At 73.6% G+C, this 17,617-nt stretch carries 13 protein-coding genes; 8 read left to right on the top strand and 5 right to left on the bottom strand.

Translation table 11 applies throughout. The features are described from left to right. Position 1: 1 nt before the first annotated feature. The 3 genes from H4696_RS10935 to H4696_RS10925 form a co-directional block, all read right to left on the bottom strand. A complete protein-coding gene (locus H4696_RS10935) occupies positions 2–1,867 on the bottom strand; it encodes a CocE/NonD family hydrolase (protein ID WP_086861708.1) in 1,866 nt (621 codons plus the stop codon). A 520-nt stretch (positions 1,868–2,387) separates the two neighbouring features. Continuing rightward, positions 2,388–2,960, bottom strand: a complete 573-nt coding sequence (locus tag H4696_RS10930) for a TetR/AcrR family transcriptional regulator (RefSeq protein ID WP_225955643.1) — start codon at positions 2,958–2,960, stop codon at positions 2,388–2,390. 129 nt (positions 2,961–3,089) lie between these two features. Beyond that, a complete protein-coding gene (locus H4696_RS10925; protein ID WP_211299719.1) occupies positions 3,090–3,938 on the bottom strand; it encodes a helix-turn-helix transcriptional regulator in 849 nt (282 codons plus the stop codon). 133 nt (positions 3,939–4,071) lie between these two features. Between H4696_RS10925 and H4696_RS10920 the strand changes: the two genes are divergently transcribed. Next, positions 4,072–5,703 (top strand): AMP-binding protein, encoded by a 1,632-nt coding sequence (locus H4696_RS10920; protein WP_086861706.1) that lies wholly within the window; start codon positions 4,072–4,074, stop codon positions 5,701–5,703. A 233-nt stretch (positions 5,704–5,936) separates the two neighbouring features. Next, positions 5,937–6,983 carry an alpha/beta hydrolase gene (locus H4696_RS10915; protein ID WP_086861705.1) on the top strand — a complete coding sequence of 349 codons (1,047 nt, stop codon included), beginning with the start codon at positions 5,937–5,939 and terminating at the stop codon, positions 6,981–6,983. Positions 6,984–7,243: 260 nt separating this feature from the next. Here H4696_RS10915 and H4696_RS10910 read toward each other — a convergent pair whose 3' ends face one another. Next, on the bottom strand, positions 7,244–7,873 hold the full coding sequence (locus H4696_RS10910) for a ScbR family autoregulator-binding transcription factor (protein ID WP_192782242.1): 630 nt from the start codon (positions 7,871–7,873) through the stop codon (positions 7,244–7,246). Next, the gene (locus H4696_RS10905; protein ID WP_192782241.1) at positions 7,870–8,289 is read right to left on the bottom strand and encodes a nuclear transport factor 2 family protein; all 420 of its coding nucleotides are present in this window, start codon (positions 8,287–8,289) and stop codon (positions 7,870–7,872) included. The genes H4696_RS10910 and H4696_RS10905 overlap by 4 nt, the downstream gene beginning before the upstream one ends. A gap of 558 nt (positions 8,290–8,847) precedes the next feature. Here H4696_RS10905 and H4696_RS10900 point away from each other — a divergent pair. The 6 genes from H4696_RS10900 to H4696_RS10875 all read left to right on the top strand — a co-directional run bounded on the left by H4696_RS10900 (position 8,848) and on the right by H4696_RS10875 (position 17,598). Then, positions 8,848–10,116, top strand: coding sequence for an aspartate kinase (locus H4696_RS10900; protein WP_338078666.1), 1,269 nt, complete (start codon positions 8,848–8,850; stop codon positions 10,114–10,116). After that, positions 10,113–14,123 carry a Pls/PosA family non-ribosomal peptide synthetase gene (locus H4696_RS51195; RefSeq protein ID WP_192782240.1) on the top strand — a complete coding sequence of 1,337 codons (4,011 nt, stop codon included), beginning with the start codon at positions 10,113–10,115 and terminating at the stop codon, positions 14,121–14,123. The genes H4696_RS10900 and H4696_RS51195 overlap by 4 nt, the downstream gene beginning before the upstream one ends. Continuing rightward, complete coding sequence (locus tag H4696_RS10890) at positions 14,120–15,484, top strand: diaminobutyrate--2-oxoglutarate transaminase family protein (protein WP_086862900.1); 1,365 nt, start codon at positions 14,120–14,122, stop codon at positions 15,482–15,484. The genes H4696_RS51195 and H4696_RS10890 overlap by 4 nt, the downstream gene beginning before the upstream one ends. 97 nt (positions 15,485–15,581) lie before the next feature. Beyond that, complete coding sequence (locus tag H4696_RS10885) at positions 15,582–16,121, top strand: DUF4142 domain-containing protein (protein ID WP_086862901.1); 540 nt, start codon at positions 15,582–15,584, stop codon at positions 16,119–16,121. 168 nt (positions 16,122–16,289) lie between these two features. Beyond that, positions 16,290–16,958 (top strand): response regulator transcription factor, encoded by a 669-nt coding sequence (locus H4696_RS10880; RefSeq protein ID WP_086862902.1) that lies wholly within the window; start codon positions 16,290–16,292, stop codon positions 16,956–16,958. Positions 16,959–17,073: 115 nt separating this feature from the next. Next, positions 17,074–17,598 carry a lamin tail domain-containing protein gene (locus H4696_RS10875; protein WP_338078665.1) on the top strand — a complete coding sequence of 175 codons (525 nt, stop codon included), beginning with the start codon at positions 17,074–17,076 and terminating at the stop codon, positions 17,596–17,598. Positions 17,599–17,617: the final 19 nt, after the last annotated feature.

The following is a 17,617-nucleotide window of genomic DNA, read 5'->3' as shown; positions in this document are numbered from 1 at the left end:
GTCAGCCGCGCCAGTGCCGGTCGAGCAGGGAAACGCCGTCGTGGACGACTTTCCCGTGGGCGTCGAGGGTGGTCGCGGTCGCGGTGACGGTGACTTCGACGGTGACGTGGGCGCCGGTCGCGGTGTCGACGGTGCCGGTGAGGTGGCCGGTGACGGTGGACGCGTCCGGCTCGAGCCGGTGCGCGGTGGCGACGAGTTCCTGGTCCACCCTCAGCGTGTGCCGCCCGCCGGGCACGTCCTCCGGGCGGATCCGGTGCCGGCCCGCCAGGCGCAGGGAAACCGTGTCGTGCAAGAGGTCCTCGGTGACTTCCCAGGACGCGGCCTGGTCGCCGGCTTCGCCGTCCAACTGGTCCTCGAGGCCGGCGAGCGCGGGCTCGGCCGGCTCCGGCATCGAGCAGCCGACCCCGCGTGCGGGATCGGCGTAGGGCAGGGCGAGTGTCCGCGCCACCGGCCAGCCCTCGGGCGGCTTCTGCGGCCAGACCCGGGGGAAGTCGCCGGGGGCGACGACGACGCGGAGCCGGTGTCCGGCCGCGACTTCGTAGGTGGTCGGCGTCAGCTCCACGGTGAGCTCGCCTTCGCCCCCGCAGGCGATCCCGGCGCAGATCAGCACCGACCGCCCGGCGGGGTCGACGTCGGTGAGCTTCACCGACACCCGCGGCCACGCCGGGATGAGCGTCACCGACGGCCGGCCGCTGATCAGCCGCGGCCGGGGCAGCGGCGGCGAAGTGTGGCAGAGGCTGCGGCTGTCGTCGCCGTGCTGGTCCAGCGGCAGCCCGAACTGCCCGGCGGGCGTCGCCCACAGCCCGGACTGCAAGCCGGTGGCCGGATCCGGCGCGGCCGGGGCGGAGCGCTGCCAGCCGGCCAGGTCCTCTGTGCGGACGGAGCCCTCCGGCGGCCACGTGTCGAAGGCGAGCCAGCGCGGCCGGTCGCCCTGGACGTGGAGCCGGACCTCGGGGAAGTCCGGGCCGTCGTCGGTGTCGAGGAGCCAGCGGTCCCACCAGGAGCGGGCGATCTCCAGGAAGTCGATCGGCGTGACCGGGCACTCCTGCGGCATGACGTGCATCCACGGACCGGCGATCAGCGCCTTGGTGCCGCGCAGTTCTTCGTACGCGCGGACCGCGCCGTCGACGAACAGGTCGCGCCAGCCGGCGACGCACAGCGCGGGAACCTCCACGGCCGCGACGTCGATCCGGCGCCGGGGCCAGACCGGGGAGCCGGGGCCGTTCCGGAACAGGTCGAGCACGTAGGGCGCGAAGGTCAGGCGCCGGTGCCAGCGTGCCTGCTCGTCCGGGTCGGCGAAGTCGTCGACCGGGGGCAGCAGCTGGTTGAACAGCGTGCTCACCGACCACGACGCCAGCGGCGAGAAGGCGCCGCGCGTCCCGCCGGGGTGGACGAATTCGCGGCCGGGATCGGTGGGGCCTTCCAGCGCGATGATCGCCTTGAGCGCTTCGGGGCGCCGGGCGGCGGTGCGCAAGGTCGTGATGGCGCCGTAGGAACCGCCCCACATACCGACCGCGCCGCTGCACCACGCCTGCCCGGCACCCCAGCGGATGGCGTCGAGCGCGTCGTCGGCCTCCCCGGGGTCGAACGGCGGCCGCGGGACGCCGTCGGAGGAGCCGGTGCCCTGCAGGTCGACGAGCAGGGACGCGTAGCCCCGCTCGGCGAACCAGCGTTCGGTGGGCGACCCGTTCAGCGCCGCGATGTCCCGCCGGTAGGGCAGCACGGTGACCAGCAGCGGGAACGGGCCCGGCCCGTCGGGCAGGAACAGGTTGGCCGAAAGGGACACTCCCGGTTCGGGCGTGGGGATCCGGACGTCGCGCCGGAGCACGACTCCGTGGCGTCGTTCGGTGTCCGTGCGTGCAGGCATCTTCGCCTCCGCTGTCGCCGGAATCGCGTGGGTACGAGATCGAATACTTCAGTACCGGATTCCGTACGTTAGACACAGACGCCGCGACGGCGCAAGCCCTCGCGAAGGTGAGACGTGGCCCCGGCGGTGCTGTCGCGGCGCGTCCGGTCTCGCCGGCGGCCCGTCGCGTGTCCTGAATGGCTCATTCAAGACACCCGGCAGGGCCCCGGCAAAGTCGGATCAGCACGGCCGATCCGGCTGCCCGCACGTCATGAACGGGTCGTTCACCTCACCAGACGACCTGAACGAGTCGTTCACGACATCACGGCCGGGGTCCCGGCAAAGTCACGCGGCCGGGCCGCTCTGCCGTCGGTGACCCGCTCGCCCCCACGTCTTGAATGACTCATTCAGGTCTTCGGAGGTCCTGAATGACTCATTCAAGACGCTGGTGCAACGCTGCGAGCTGCACCGACCCGAGTCGGCCGCCGTCCTGGCCGACGCAGACGGGTCGCGGACAGGGGAATCTCGCTGGCGGAAAGCGCTACTTCGCCGTCTGGTTGGTCAGCGCGGCGAGCACCAGCGCCCCCAGTTCCGTGTACGCGTCGGCCATCGACAGGCCCGACCGGTCCAGCAGTTCGCCGTGCTGGATGCCGTCGATGAGCAGGCTGACCGCCGCGCCGACGAAGTCCGCGTTGACCGCGCGGAACGCGCCCGAGGCGACACCGTCCTGAATGGACTCGCGGACGCGGTGCGCGGCGGCGAGCGAATGCCGCGCGTACAGCTCGGCGGTGGCCTCGAAGGTGAGCAGGTCCGCGTAGCACTCCGGCGACATCCGCCGCAGTTCCGCGCCCAGCCCGGAGAGGTATTCGGCGATGCGCTGCGGGGGATCGGAGATCGGGCCGACCTTCTCCTCGACCCGCGCGGCCGCCTCCTGGAAGAAGTGCCGGACGGCGACGACGACGAGCTGTTCCTTGCTGCCGGCCACCGCGTACAGCGTCGACTTCGAACACTGGAGCCTGCTGGCCAGGTCGTCGACGGTCAGCCGGGCGAAGCCTTCGTCCAGGAAAAGCCGCTCCAGGCGCAGGATCAGCTCCTCGCGCTTGGCGTCGGACATGCGTCGGCTTCGCGCCGTGCGCGCTCCCGGTGGCGTCATCCAAGGTGGCTTCGCGGTCATGGTTCCGTAGCCTCGCACACGCCCGGGTTCGAAGCGGCGCGCGGTACTACCGTACCGCATCCGGTACCCTCACGGGAGAAGACCGAACCGGCGGGCGGTGACCACGGCCTCCATCCGGCTGCGCGCCACCAATTTGCGCATGGCGCTGCGCAGGTAGCTCTTCACCGTTTCCGCGGTGAGCCCGAGATCGTCCGCGATCTGGACGTTGGTCCAGCCGAGCGCGACGCAGGCGAGCACGTCGAGCTCGCGGGCCGACAGCGACGGCACGGTCCCGGTCCGCGCCGGGCGGCCGGCGACGGCGGACAGCGTGTCGCAGACCGAGCGCACGCGGGCGCGCAGCACCGGGTCGTCGACGCTCTGGGTCAGGATCCGCAGTTCGGCGTAGGCCTCGCGGACCAGTTCCCAGTGCGGCCGGTGGCAGTCGGTCGCGTCGTAGCGGTCGAGCCAGGCGAGCCGCCGGGTCACCTCGTCGCGGACGGCCAGGCTCTGCTCCAGCTCCCGCGCCGACTCCACGACGGACTGGACCACGCGGTCGCCCAGCGGCATCGAACTGCGCAACGCGCCGTAGAGCACGCCGCGCACGGTCCGCGTCACCACCACCGGCACGGCGACCATCGCGCGCAGCCCCTCGGCGACGATGATGTGGTCGTAGTGGTGGCTGATGCCGGGGGAGCGCACGTAGTCGTCGACGACGACCGGCCGCCGCTGCGCCACCGCCTTCCCGCCGAGCCCGCGCCCGTACTCGAGGCTGACGCCCCGGAGCGCGCCGGTGTTCGGGCCCGCGATCTGGCTCAGCTTCACCTGCCGCCCGGCGCCCACTTCACCGCCGAAGGTGATCGGCAGGCCGGTCGCGTCCCGCATCCGGGCGAGTGCGCGGTGGATCTCCGGGCGGTCGTCGGCCGTGGCGTTCGGGTTCACGCCTGCCTCCTCGCAAAACGTCGCGAACGGGGGCCCCTCCCCTCAGCCGGGGGTAGCTGGGACCTCGGCGCGATGGGACATTTTTGCCACGGTACGGCACCTTGGCGGTATCGCGTAGGTCCGGGAGGTCCCCATGACGAGCATCCACCGCCATGTCGAGGATCTGGTTTCGCGGTTCGACCGCCCCCGGGCGCGGGCCGCGGAACTGCTGTGCGACCGGCACCCCGCCGACGCCGTGGCGTTCACCGTCGTCGAGCCGGATCTTTCCTGGCGCGACTGGACCTACGGCGAGCTGCGCGCCCGGTCCGCGCGGCTGGCCACGGCGCTGGCCGGGCTCGGCGCCGGACCGGGCGACCGCGTCGCGACCCTGCTCGGCAAGTCGGCGGACCTGGTCGTGACGCTGCTCGCGATCTGGCGGGTCGGCGCCGTCCACGTCCCGCTGTTCACCGCGCTGGCCCCGCCCGCGATCGCCACCCGGATCCAGGGCAGCGGCGCGCGGATCGTGGTCACCGAACCCGGGCAGCGCGCGAAACTCGGCCCGAACGAGGACATCCCGGCGGCGTGGCGGCTGACCGTGGTCACCACCGGCGCCGCCGGGAACCACCACCCGGGCGACCACCCCTTCGAGCGCCTGCTGGAGGCGCCACCGCAGGTGTCCCCGGCGGGAATGGGCGGGGACGCCACGCTCGTCGAGCTCTACACGTCGGGCACCACCGGGCCGCCCAAGGGCGTGCCCGTGCCGCTGTGGGCGGTCGCTTCGATGTGCTCCTACCAGGAGTTCGGGCTCGACCACCAGCCGTCCGACGTCTTCTGGAACGCCGCCGACCCGGGCTGGGCGTACGGCCTCTACCACGCGATCCTCGGCCCGCTCGCCCTCGGCCGCCGCGCCCTGTTGCTCCACAGTGGATTCTCCGCGCACCTCACCTGGGCGGTGCTGGGCGCCTTCCGGGTCACCAACTTCACCGCCGGGCCGACGGTGTACCGCGCGCTGCGCGCCGCGGAGGACCTGGCCCCACCCGACCTGGCGCTGCGGGCCTGTTCGTCGGCGGGGGAACCGCTGCCGCCGGAGGTGAGCGACTGGGCGGAACGCACGTTCGGCGTGCCGGTCCTCGACCACTACGGGCAGACGGAGCTCGGCATGGCGGTCGCGAACGCCTGGCACCCGGACGTCCGCGCCGAACGGCGGCCCGGCTCGATGGGCCGCGCGCTGCCGGGCTGGCGGCTGGACGTGCTGCGGCCGGACACCGCGGAGCCCGCCGCCGACGGGGAACGCGGCCGGCTCGCGGTGGACCTGACCGCCAGCCCGCTGATGTGGTTCACCGGGTACCGCGGCGCGTCCGGCCGCACGGCCGAGCGGTTCACCGCCGACCGGCGCTGGTACCTCACCGGCGACACGGCCGCGCGGGACGCCGGCGGGCGCTTCCACTTCGCCGCCCGTGACGACGACATCATCCTGATGGCGGGCTACCGGATCGGACCGTCCGAAGTGGAGTCCGTGCTGCAGTCCCACCCGGCCGTCGCCGAGGCCGCCGTGGTCGGCGCCCCCGACGACCTGCGGGGCGAAGTCGTCACCGCGCACGTCGTCGTGCGGCCCGGCCGCGTCGCCGGCCCGGAACTGGCGGGCGAGCTGCAGGCACTGGTGAAGACCCGGTTCGCCGCGCACGCCTACCCGCGGATCGTCCACTTCGTCCCGGAGCTGCCGAAGACGCCGAGCGGCAAGCTCCAGCGCTCCGCCCTGCGCTACGCGCACCGGCACTCCCGATAGCCGTCCCGCCGCACCGGCCCGGGTGACCCCCGGGTGACTCCTCCTGCCCGCGCGCCGGCCCGGTTCCGGCTGCCCGGGATCCCCGTCTCCCGCGCCGGTCCACGCCCCGCGCGGGGGCAGGAGAGCGTTCGGCTCTCCTGCGCACACCTGGCGTCCCCGGGCCGGTCGCACCGGCGCGCCCGAGCACGCCCGGGGACGCCAGGACCTCGTGTCCCACACCCCTGGAGGCAACGATGCCCAGGCCCGTCGAAGACCGGCAGATCCCGACCCGCGCGGTGGCACCCCCGCCGTCGCAAGTATCCCGGCGCAAGTTCGTCCTCGGCGCGACCGCGGGGTTGTCCGCGCTCGCCGTCGCCGCCCTGCCCCGTACCGCGAACGCCGCCGCGGTGGCCGACGGCGGGGCACGGGTGGTCGCCGAACACCGGCTGAGCCCCACCATGCTCGACCTGACCGTCGAATCCCCGGCCCTCGCGGCCACGGCGATGGTGCGGCTGCTGCACCCGGCGGACTGGACACCCGGCTCCACGCGCACCTGGCCGGTCCTGTACCTGCTGCACGGCGCGGGCGACGACTACACGTCGTGGACGCGCTCGACCGACGTCGCCACCTTCACCCGCGGCGCCGAGATGCTGGTGGTGATGCCGTCCGGCGGGCGGGACGGGTTCTATTCGGACTGGTACAACCGGGGCGCGGGCGGCGCGCCGGGCTGGGAGACCTTCCACCTGACCGAACTGCGCCAGATCCTCGAGCGGGGCTACGGCGCCGGGACGGTCCGGTCGATCGCAGGCCTGTCGATGGGCGGGCTGGGCGCACTGGCCTACGCGGGACGGCACCCGGGGATGTTCGTGGCGGCGGCGTCCTACAGCGGCGTCGTGCACACGACGTACGAGGGAGCCCGCGGGCCGAGCCTGATCCAGGGTGTTCTGGTGAAGGACGGCTACGACCCCACGGCGCTGTGGGGAGATCCGAACCTGAACGCGAACGTCTGGGCCGCGCACAACCCGTACGACCTGGCCCGCAACCTGGCCGGCATCCCGCTGTACCTGGCGTGCGGCAACGGAACCCCGGGCGTGCTCGACCCGCCGGGCACGCCACCGGACCTGTTCATCGAGCCGCTGTGCGCGGAGATGAACACCGCGCTCGCCCGGCGGCTGCGCGAGGTCGGGGCGCAGGTGACGACGGACTTCTACGGGCCGGGCACGCACAACTGGCCGTGGTGGCAGCGTTCCCTGCACCAGTCGTTCCCGATGCTGACCCAGCCCCTGCGCCTCGGCGGCTGACGAGCTGAGGATTCCCCGGGTATCACCCGCCCGGAGGTGGGCCCCGCGCGGCCGCGTCCGTACGTTCCCTTGCGGGCGGCGGGGTTCACCCCACCGGAGCGGGAGAGGCGCCGGCAGCGGTCCGGCGATGCGCCCCAATGTGGCGTTGGTTGCGTCCAACGCACCGAACGCCACATTGGGTGCGCTGGACGCACCGAACGCCACATTGGGGCGCTCGTCGACCGACTTTCGGTGCGTGACAACAGGCGGGATTGCGGCGGTCATTCCGGCTCCGGCGGTTCGAGCCGCAGCCGCGCGGACGTGCCGGGCTCGACCAACCCGGGCAGCCGCTGCCGCCACATCGCACGCACCCGCCCGACCAGGTCGTGCTCGCCGGCCGTCGCGCGGGCGAGCAGGTGGGTACCCGCGAACTCCGCGACCGTGCTTTCGGTGGCCGCGCGCACGTCCACATCTCCGCGGAGTTCGCCCGCGCGCCGGGCCCGGCGCAGGAGGTCGCGCACCACCGCGAGCCAGCCGAGGAAGTGCGCGGGCGCGAGCACGTCCGCCAGTTCGGCGTGCAGGGGCAGCCGGACGCTCGCCCGGTACGCCGGGTCGTGCTGCAGCCGCCGGGCGACCTCGAAAGTGAGCCCGACGAGGACCTGGACCGGGCTGGGGTGCCGCGCGGACAGCCGCGCCGCCAGTTCCCACCACAGCGGGCAGTACCGCTCGACGACGGCCGCGGCCAGCGCGGCCTTGGACGGGAAGTGGCAGTACAGCGCCCCTTTCGTCACTTCGGCCTCCGCGCAGACGGTTTCCAGCGTGCTGCCCGCGAACCCGACCCGGTCGAAGATCGCGGCGGCCGCGTCGACCAGTTCCTCGCGCGTCCGGCGGCCCCGGGCGGTGCCGGTCACGTCGCGGGACCCGCCGGGTGCGCGAGCAGCCAGCACGAGTCGACGAGGTCCGCCCCGGCCGTCAGGGACACGGCGAACTCGAACGACTTCTCGGCGCCGTCGGCCCTGGCCTGGCAGCGGATGCGGCCCAGCACCACGACGGTGTCCTCCTCGCAGACCCAGCGGCCCACGCTGAGCCCGGCGACGGTCAGCGCGGAATCGAAGGCGGAAAGGAACGATTCCACCTGCCGCCGGGTGCAGGTTTCGGAGGTGCCGCCCGGCTTCGCCGGAGTGGGCCCGTGCCATTCGACGCGCGGGGCGAGCAATTGCGCGACCCCGGCGAAGTCGCCGGCGCCGAACCGCAGGAGCGCCTGCTGCGCGAGCACGATGGCGGCCGGGTCCGGACGGCGGCAGCGGGTCTGCGCAGCGGAGTTCACGCGTTCTCCCGGGGGTTTCACGGCCGGAGCCGGGCACTGGGGACCGGCCGGGCGGGCGGCCCGGCCGGGGGCGACGATACCGGAAAACGCGGGGTTCGCCGGGGCATCGTCGACGATTCATCACGAAGTACGACGGCATTCGCAGGCGATCTTTCCGCCATTTGCGTGCACTGGTGGTCCGGGCGTTACGTCATTACCCCCGGCTGAGGGTGGGGGCCCGCGGAATTCGCGGTGAACGGCGGTGCGCAATCGGTTGCCGGTCGTTGTCCGTCGGTTGTCTCGACGTTTTACCGGCGTGTCGATGGAATGCGTCGTCTTTTTGGCTCGGTCGATCGTATGAACGGAAGATCGATGCCGGTAATGGCGGCAGTTTTGGTTACCGCTTACGGAGGTACCGGGCCCGGAAATGGCGAACTAGGTTCACTGTGTACGACCGGTTCTCGCGGTCGGGCAAGGGAAATCCGCGCGTCGAGCCCGCTATCGGTGGCACGGGAATGGGCGTCCGGAAGTTCTGCCCACGACGTCGTGGGCGGTTTGCCGAAAGTGGAGGGGCGACAGGTGAATAATTCATGGGCGATGGCGGAATCCGGCATATCGGGCGACGCACGCGTGGCCGGGATCGTGGTGCGGAAATACGGTGGTTCGTCGCTGGCGACGCCGGAGCTGGTGCGCGGGGTGGCCGCGCGGGTCGCGGACCTGGCCGCGGCCGGACGGCGGATCGTCGTGGTCGTCTCGGCGATGGGCGACGCGACCGACCGGCTGGTCGCGCTGGCCGGGCAGTTCACCGACCGGCCGGATCCCCGTGAGCTGGACCAGCTGCTGGCGACCGGGGAACAGGTCTCGGCCGCCGTGCTGACCCTGGCGCTGACCCGCCGCGGAGTGGACGCCGTCTCGCTCACGGGCGACCAGGCGGGCATCGAGGTGACCGGCGGGCCCGGGGCGGGCACGATCGCGCACATCGACCCGGACCGGATCCTCGACGGGCTGCGCGACGGCCGGGTCGTCGTGGTCGCCGGGTTCCAGGGCCGCGACCACGACGGCGAACTCCGCACGCTGGGGCGAGGCGGCTCCGACACCACCGCCGTCGCCCTCGCGGCCGTGCTCGGCGCGGCCGAGTGCGAGATCTGCACCGACGTCGAGGGCGTGCGGACCGCGGACCCGCGGATCGTGCCGGACACCCGGCAGGTGCCGTCGATCTCCTACGAAGCCATGTCCGAGCTCGCCAGGGGCGGCGCGCGGGTCCTGCACCCGAGATCGGTCGAGCTGGCCGGGCAGCACGGGGTGACGGTGCACGTGCGGCACTCTTCGCGCACGGGCGCGAGCACCCGCGTGCGGGCCGTGGAACCGGCGCTCGAGCGCGGCGGGGAGGTGGTCGGCATCGCGCACGACCGCGACGTGCGGCTGTTGCGGATCGAAGCACCGGGGCTGTCCCCGGACCGCGGGGCGCGGCTGCTGGCCGACCTGGCCCGGCACGGGCTGCACCCGGACACGCTGAGCTGGCCGGGGGCCGGCGAGCTGCGGTTCACGCTGCGCGGGACCGCGCCCTTCGCCGGCCCGGCCCGGCAGCTCGTCGAAGACCTCGGCGCGCGCTGGACCCTCGACGACGACCTGGGTGCGGTGTCGGTGGTCGGCACCGGCCTGCTCGACCGGCCGGACATGCCCGCCGAAGTCCTGCGCACCGCCGGCGAGCTCGGCGCCACGATGCCCGCGATGGCGATCTCCGCCGGCCGGCTCACCGCGGTGCTGCCGCTCGACCGGCTCGACCACGCGGTCCGCGCGCTGCACCGGGCGTTCCACCTCGACCGGCCGGCGGAGGCGAGGCCGTGACCCCGCGCGAAACGCCCTCGGCCGTGTCGACGGCCGACGGTCGCGTCCTCACCGGCGCCGGCGGCCCCCGCCCGGGCGAAGCCACCCGGCTCGACCACCTCTTCGAGCGGCTCTGCGACCGCGAAGCCGATCGGCTCGCCGTCGACGCGGGCGCCGTCCGGCTGACCTTCGGCGACCTGGACGCCCGCGCCAACCGCCTGGCCCGCCACCTGCTCGCCCGCGGCGTGCGGCCCGGCGACCGGATCGGCCTGCTCCTGACCGAACCGGTCGACAGCTACGTCGCGATGCTCGCCGTCCTCAAGGCCGGCGCGGCATACGTGCCCCTCGACGCGGCCTTCCCCGACGACCGGCTGGCCTTCATCCTGCGGGACGCCGGGGTCCGGCTGGTGCTGACCGCGTCCCCGCTGCGCGACCGGTTCGGCGAGGGCAAGGACCTGCTCTGCGTCGACGAGGAGGCCGCCCGGATCACCGCCCGTCCGGGCACCCGGCCGGCGCACGTCCCGGCCGGGGACCTCTGCTACGTCGTCTACACCTCCGGCTCCACCGGACGGCCGAAGGGCGTGCCGATCCACCACGCCGCCATCGGCAACTTCGTCGGCGTCGCCGCCGAGGCGTACGGCCTGGGGCCGGGGGACCGCGTCTACCAGGGCATGACGATCGCCTTCGACTTCTCCGTGGAGGAGATCTGGGTGCCGCTGCTGTCCGGCGCGACACTGGTGCCCCGGCCCGCGGGCGGCGCACCGGCCGGGGCCGAGCTCCAGGACTTCCTGCGCGCCACCGGGATCACGGCGTTGTGCTGCGTGCCGACGCTGCTGGCCACCCTCGAGGACGACCTGCCGGACCTGCGGTTTCTGCTGGTGTCCGGGGAAGCCTGCCCGGAGGACCTGGTCGCGCGCTGGTCCCGGCCCGGCCGCCGCTTCCTCAACGTCTACGGCCCGACCGAAACGACGGTCACCGCGACCTGGTCGGTGCTGCACCCGGACCGGCCGGTCACCATCGGCGTGCCGCTGCCGACGTACTCCGTGGTCATCCTCGACCCGGCGGAGCCGCGGGCACTGCCCGCCGGGGAACTCGGGGAGATCGGCATCGCCGGGGCCGGGCTGGCCGAGGGCTACCTGAACCGCCCGGACCTGACCGAGCGCGCGTTCATCCCGGACTTCCTCGGCATCGACGGTAACCCGTCCGGGCGGATCTACCGCACCGGCGACCTCGGCCGGATCACCGCCGACGGCGAGATCGAGTACCACGGGCGGACCGACACCCAGGTCAAGGTGCGCGGCTACCGGATCGAGCTCACCGAGATCGAGTCGATCCTGCTGCGGGCGCCGGGCGTGGCGCAGGCCGTCGTCGGGACCCACGAACCGGAGCCGGGGACGACCGAGCTAGTGGCCTACTACAGCCTGCGCCGGGACGCGCCGGGCGCCGACCCCGGCGAGCTGCGACGCCTACTGCGCGAACGCCTGCCCGCCTACATGGTGCCGGCGTACTTCGAGCGGCTCGACCGGATTCCGATGACGCCGAGCCACAAGGCCGACCGCGCGCACCTGCCCGCTCCGGCCGGCCCGCGGGCGCTTGCCGCGGAAACGGCGTACACGCCACCGGAAACGAACACCGAACGGCTCCTTGCCGGCGCGCTCGCCGAGGTGTGCCGGCTCGACCGCGTCTCGGTCACCGCGCACTTCTTCGCCGACCTCGCCGCGGATTCGCTGCTGCTGGCGAAGTTCTGCTCGCGCGTGCGGGAGTCGGGCGAGCTCACGCTGCCGGTCAAGCAGCTCTACCTGCACCCGACCGTGCGCGAGCTGGCCCGCTCGGTACCCGCAGCGCGGCCCCGGCCGGTCCGGACCGGAACGCCGCACCGGGCGAGCACACCGGCCCACGTCCTGTGCGGGGCCTACCAGCTGCTGGTCTTCCTGGCCTACATCGCGGGGTCGGCGGTGCTGGCCGACACGGCCTACGACTGGGTGTCGGCGGCGGGCGGCCTGCTCGACGGCTACCTGCGCGCGGTCGCCGCGGCCGGCACCGGGTTCGCGGCGCTCTGCGTGGTGCCGGTCGTGGTGAAGTGGCTCCTCGTCGGGCGCTGGCAACCGGGGGAGATCCCGCTGTGGAGCCCAGCCTACCTGCGGTTCTGGACGGTCAAGACGGTCACCCGGTTCTGCCCGCTGGCCCTGTTCGCCGGCTCGCCGCTGTACTCGCTGTACCTGAGGCTGCTCGGGGCGAAGATCGGTGCCGGGGCGGTGATCCTCGTCCGGCGGCCGCCGGTGTGCACCGATCTGCTGACCGTCGGCGCGGGCGCCGTCATCCGGAAGGACGCCTCGATCGCCTGCTACCGGGCCGAAGCGGGCCGGATCCGGACCGGCCGGGTCACCATCGGGAACCGGGCGTTCGTCGGCGAGACGGCCGTGCTCGACATCGGCACCGCGCTCGGCGACGACGCCCAGCTCGGGCATTCCTCGTCGCTCGCCGCGGGACAGGCGGTGCCGGCCGGGGAGCACTGGCACGGCTCGCCCGGCCGTCCCTCCACAGTGGACTACCAGGCCCTGCCCGCGGGACTCGCCGGGCGCGCGCGGCGGACGGCGTTCGCGGTGGCCCAGCTGGCGTCCTTCCTGCTGGTGACGACGCCGCTCACGCTCGCGCTGGGCACGGTCGTCGCGCACTTCGTCCAGCCCGCCCAGGCGGACCTCACCGGCTGGGCGTTCTACCGCGACCAGCTGGCGTCCTCGACGCTGCTCTACGCCGGGGCCCTCGCCGGCGGTCTCACGCTCGTGCTGACCTTGCCCCGGCTGCTGGCGCCGTTCCTGGTGCCGGACCGCGTCTACCCGCTCTACGGGTTCCACCACGCCGTCCAGCGGGCCATCGCGCGCTTGACCAACCTGCGCACCTTCACCTACCTGTTCGGCGACAGCAGCTACATCGTGCACTACCTGCGGGCGCTCGGGTACGACCTGTCCCAGGTCCGCCAGACCGGGTCCAACTTCGGCGTGGAGGTCAAGCACGAGACGCCGTTCCTGTGCACGGTCGGCACCGGGACCATGGTCTCGGACGGGCTTTCCCTGCTCAACGCGGACTACTCCGGCTCGTCGTTCCGCCTCCGCCGCACCGCCGTCGCGCCGGAGACGTTCCTGGGCAACGACATCGCCTACCCGCCGGGAGCGCGCGTCGGCCGGAACTGCCTGCTGGCGACCAAGGTCCTCGTCCCGCTCGACGGGCCGGTCCGCGAAGACGTCGGCCTGCTCGGCTCGCCGGCGTTCGAGATCCCGCGCTCGGTCCGGCGGGACCGCGGCTTCGACCACCTGTGGACCGGCGCCGCCCGCCGCCGCGGCCTCGCGGCCAAGCTGCGCCACAACACGGCCACCATGGGCTGGTACCTGGTGGTGCAGTGGCTGAACCTGACCGGCGTCCTCGGGATCGGTGTCGTCGCGGGCGGCCTGCACCCGCGGTTCGGAGCCTTCGCCACGGCCGGGGGCATCGCCGGCGCGCTGCTGTTCTCGGTCCTGTTCCTGGTGCTGGCCGAGCGCGCCGCGCAGGGGTTCCGGCGGCTGCGGCCGCGGTTCTGCTCGATCTACGACCCGGTGTTCTGGCGGCACGAACGGTTCTGGAAGCTGAGTCCCGGCCGTCACCTCGCGCTGTTCGACGGCACGCCGTTCAAGGGCGTCCTGTGGCGCCTGCTCGGCGTCCGGATCGGCCGCCGCGTCTACGACGACGGGTGCGGGATCCCGGAGAAGTCGCTGGTCACGATCGGCGACGACGTCGTCCTCAACGCCGGCAGCGTGCTCCAGTGCCATTCGCTCGAGGACGGCACGTTCAAGTCCGACCACACGACGGTCGGCGCCGGCAGCACGATCGGCGTCGGCGCGTTCGTCCACTACGGAGTCACGGTCGGCGAGGGGACCGTCGTCGAAGCCGACGCGTTCCTGATGAAGGGCTCCGTGACCCCGCCGCGGTCGCGCTGGCGGGGCAACCCGGCCACCGAAGGGGCCGGGGAACTCGTCCAGGGGAGGGTGTCATGACCGGCGTCCCCATCGCCGCGGGACCGCGGCCGCACGTCACGGGCGACCTGCCCGGCCCGCGGTCGGCCGAGTACCTCGCGCACCAGGAGCGCTGGGAGTCCAACGCCCGCGTCTACCCGCGGAACCTGCCGGTGGCGCTGGCCGAAGGGGACGGCAGCCACGTCCGCGACGTCGACGGCAACGTCTTCATCGACTTCCTGTCCGGTGCCGGGGTGCTGGCGCTGGGCCACAACCACCCCGAAGTCGTCGCCGCGGCGAACGCGCAGCTCCGGCGGCTCACGCACGGGCTGGACTTCCCGACGCCGGCGAAACGCGCGTTCGTCGACGCGCAGCTGGCGATGCTCCCGCCCGCGCTGCGGTCGCGGATGAAGATCCACTTCTGCGGCCCGGCGGGGGCGAACGCGGTGGACGCGGCGCTCAAGCTGTGCAAGACCGCGACCGGGCGCGGGGACGTCGTGTCGTTCCAAGGCGGGTTCCACGGCGCGAGCCACGCGGCGATGGCGCTGACCGGCCTGGTCCGGCAGAAGCAGCCGATCGCCAACGGAATGCCGGGCGTGCACTTCTTCCCGTACTCGTCATGCTCCCGCTGTCCGCTCGGGCTGACGCCGGACGACTGCGAGATCAACTGCGCGGTCCTGCTGGAACGGGCGCTGCGCGATCCGCTCGGCGGGGTGCCCCGGCCCGCCGCCGTGGTGCTGGAACTGGTGCAGGGCGAAGGCGGGGTGATCCCGGCCCGCCGCGAGTTCGTCCACCGGGTCCGCGCGCTGACCCGCGAACTCGACATCCCGCTCGTCGTCGACGAGGTGCAGACCGGCTGCGGCCGCACCGGTACCTGGTTCGCCTTCGAGCGGTACGACATCGAGCCCGACGTCGTCGTCGCGTCGAAGGCGCTGAGCGGGATGGGCCTGCCGGTCGCGGTCATCCTCTACGACCGGCGGCTGGACCGGTGGGCGCCCGGCGCGCACACGGGGACCTTCCGCGGCAACCAGGCCGCGTTCGCCGCCGGCACGGAGACCGTGCGGATCATGCTGCGCGACGACGTCCTCGGCAACGTCCGGCGGCGCGGCGAGCAGCTCGGGCGGGCCCTGTCGGTGCTGCGCGGCCGGCCGTGGGTGCGGGAAGTGCGCGGGATCGGCCTGATGTGGGGCATCGAGCTGGCATCCCCGCACGACGGCCGCCCCGCGGCGGACTACGCCCGCGCGGTGCAGGCGCACGCGCTGCGCAACGGCCTGATCGTCGAACTGGGCGGCCGCGACGACGGCGTCGTCCGGCTGCTGCCGCCGCTCACCGTGACCGCGGACGTCGTGGAGGTGGCGAGCACGATCCTGCTCGAAGCGATCGAACACTGCCGACCGGTGTGACGCCGGATCGGACGCCGGGCTTCGGTGCGCGGATTGCCCGCGCCGCAACGGAACCCCGACGATCGGACCGACCCGACCCCGACCATGGGAGAACACGATGAAAGCACGGTCCGCGTTGGCCGCCACCGCGTTGCTCGGTGTCCTGCTGCCGGTGGCACCGGCCGCGGCCGCCGTCCCGGCGCCACCGGTACGGGCCGACGTGTCGGCGGAGGACCGCGAGTACCTCAACCGGACCCACCAGAACAACCTGTTCGAGATCTTCGCCGGTGACCTCACCGATCGCGGCAAGTGCGCCGCCGTGCGGGAGCTGGGCCCCCGCTTCGCCGCGCACCACACGGAACTGGACGCCGACCTGATCGGCGTGGCGTCCCGGGAGGGCGTCACGCTGTATTCCGTGCCGGAGCCCGGGAAGCTCGCGCAGCTCGCCGACCTGGCGGCCCGGTCCGGCCCGGACTTCGACGCGGCCTGGCTGCGCGACCAGATCGGTGCGCACCTGGAGGCGATCGCGCTGGGCGAGCGGGAGACCCGGCACGGGTGGTCGCCGGAGGTCAAGGCGCTGGCCGCCCGGTCGGCGCCCGTGCTGCACGACCACCTCGAGGAGGCCGTTTCGGCACTGGACGTCTGCAGCCCCGGCTGAGGGGACCCGTTCCCGGCCGCCACCCCGGCACCACCGCCGGGGTGGCGTTCGGCGTGCCCGCCACCCGGTGCGAGTACGCGCCGTATCACCCGGATGACGGTCTGCGCCCGGCTGCGGAAGCGGGAAGATCGCAGCTGGCCCGAGCCCGGACAACACACAAGGGGAACCATGCACTGCGTCACGACGCTCGTGGTGGACGACCAGCCCGTGCTCAGGTACGCGGTCCGGCAGCTGCTGCGGGACTACGCCGGGGTCCGGGTGGTCAGCGAAGCCGGTACCGAGCGGGAAGCGTTGCGGCACTGCGAGGTGGACCACCCCGACATGGTCATCACCGAGCTGTCCCTCGCCGGTGCGCCAGCCGGTGCGGCCATCTGCCAGTTCGCCAAGGAACACCTCGACCGCGCGGCCGTGCTGGTGTTCTCCGGCGACGCCTCGCCCGCGGCCGTCGCCACGGCCCTCAACGCCGGCGCCGACAGCTTCGTGCACAAGTCCGCCAGCGGGACGCGGCTGATGGCCGCGGTGCGGTCCACCCTCGCCGGCGGGCGGGTCTGGGTACCGGCGGGGGAGACGGCGCCGCTGCTGCCCGGGTCCGTGCCGTACCCGAGCGTGATGACCAAGCGGGAGGAGGACATCCTGGCGCTGATGCTGTGCCGCTGGTCGAACGACGAGATCGCCGGCGAGCTGCACCTGGCCCGGCAGACGGTGAAGAACTACGCCAGCCGGATCCTGCACAAGCTCGGGTTCTCGAGCCGGCGGGAGCTGGTGCACGCGCTCGGGGCACCGGCGGGCCCGGTCCCGTGCGCGGGCCCGTTCCGCCCGCCGGGTGCCGGCGGTTGACCCGGCCGCGGTACCGGCGGTACCGGGGGTACCGCGGCCGGGCGAGGTTCGGTACCGGCCGGATCCTGTGAGCCGGCGATCTTCTTCCTAGGCTGGCCGGAGTGACGACTTCGGCGTGGCAGCCGTTTTCCGGGAGGCCGGTTCCGTGACCGTGCTGGGCGCGCTGGCCCTGGTGCTCGCGCTCGGCGGGCTCCCGGCCGGACCCGCACCCCAGGTCAAGATCCAGGAGGTCCTGGCGGGCCCGGCGGGGTACCTCGTCCTGCGCAACGCCGGCGCTGCGACGGCCGACCTGAGCGGCTGGTCCGTGCGGTCGTGCACGGGCGGCCCGGCGCCGGTCGAGCTGGCGCTGCTGCCCGCGGGCGCGGAAATCCCCGCCGGCGGCCGCTTCCTGATCGCCGCCGCCGGCTTCGGCGGGACCGAAGCGGCGGAGCTGGTCGTGCCGGAGGTCCCCGGCGACGGCGAAATGCTCTTGGACCACCGCCGCGTGCGCGCCGACGCCGTCGGCTGGGCGGCATCTTCGCCGTGCCGGGAACGGGAAGCCGCGGTGGCGTGCCCCGGGCTCGCGGAATCGCGCGACGCGGCGAGCCGGGACACCGACGACAACCGCGTCGACTTCAGCTGTGTCCGCGCGCGGAACTGATTTTCTGTCGAATCTCGTG

It is taken from the genome of Amycolatopsis lexingtonensis, from assembly GCF_014873755.1.
Lineage (GTDB): Bacteria > Actinomycetota > Actinomycetes > Mycobacteriales > Pseudonocardiaceae > Amycolatopsis > Amycolatopsis lexingtonensis.
The sequence above is the reverse complement of the archived record's forward strand: the minus strand, read 5'-3'. Positions and strand labels throughout refer to the sequence as shown.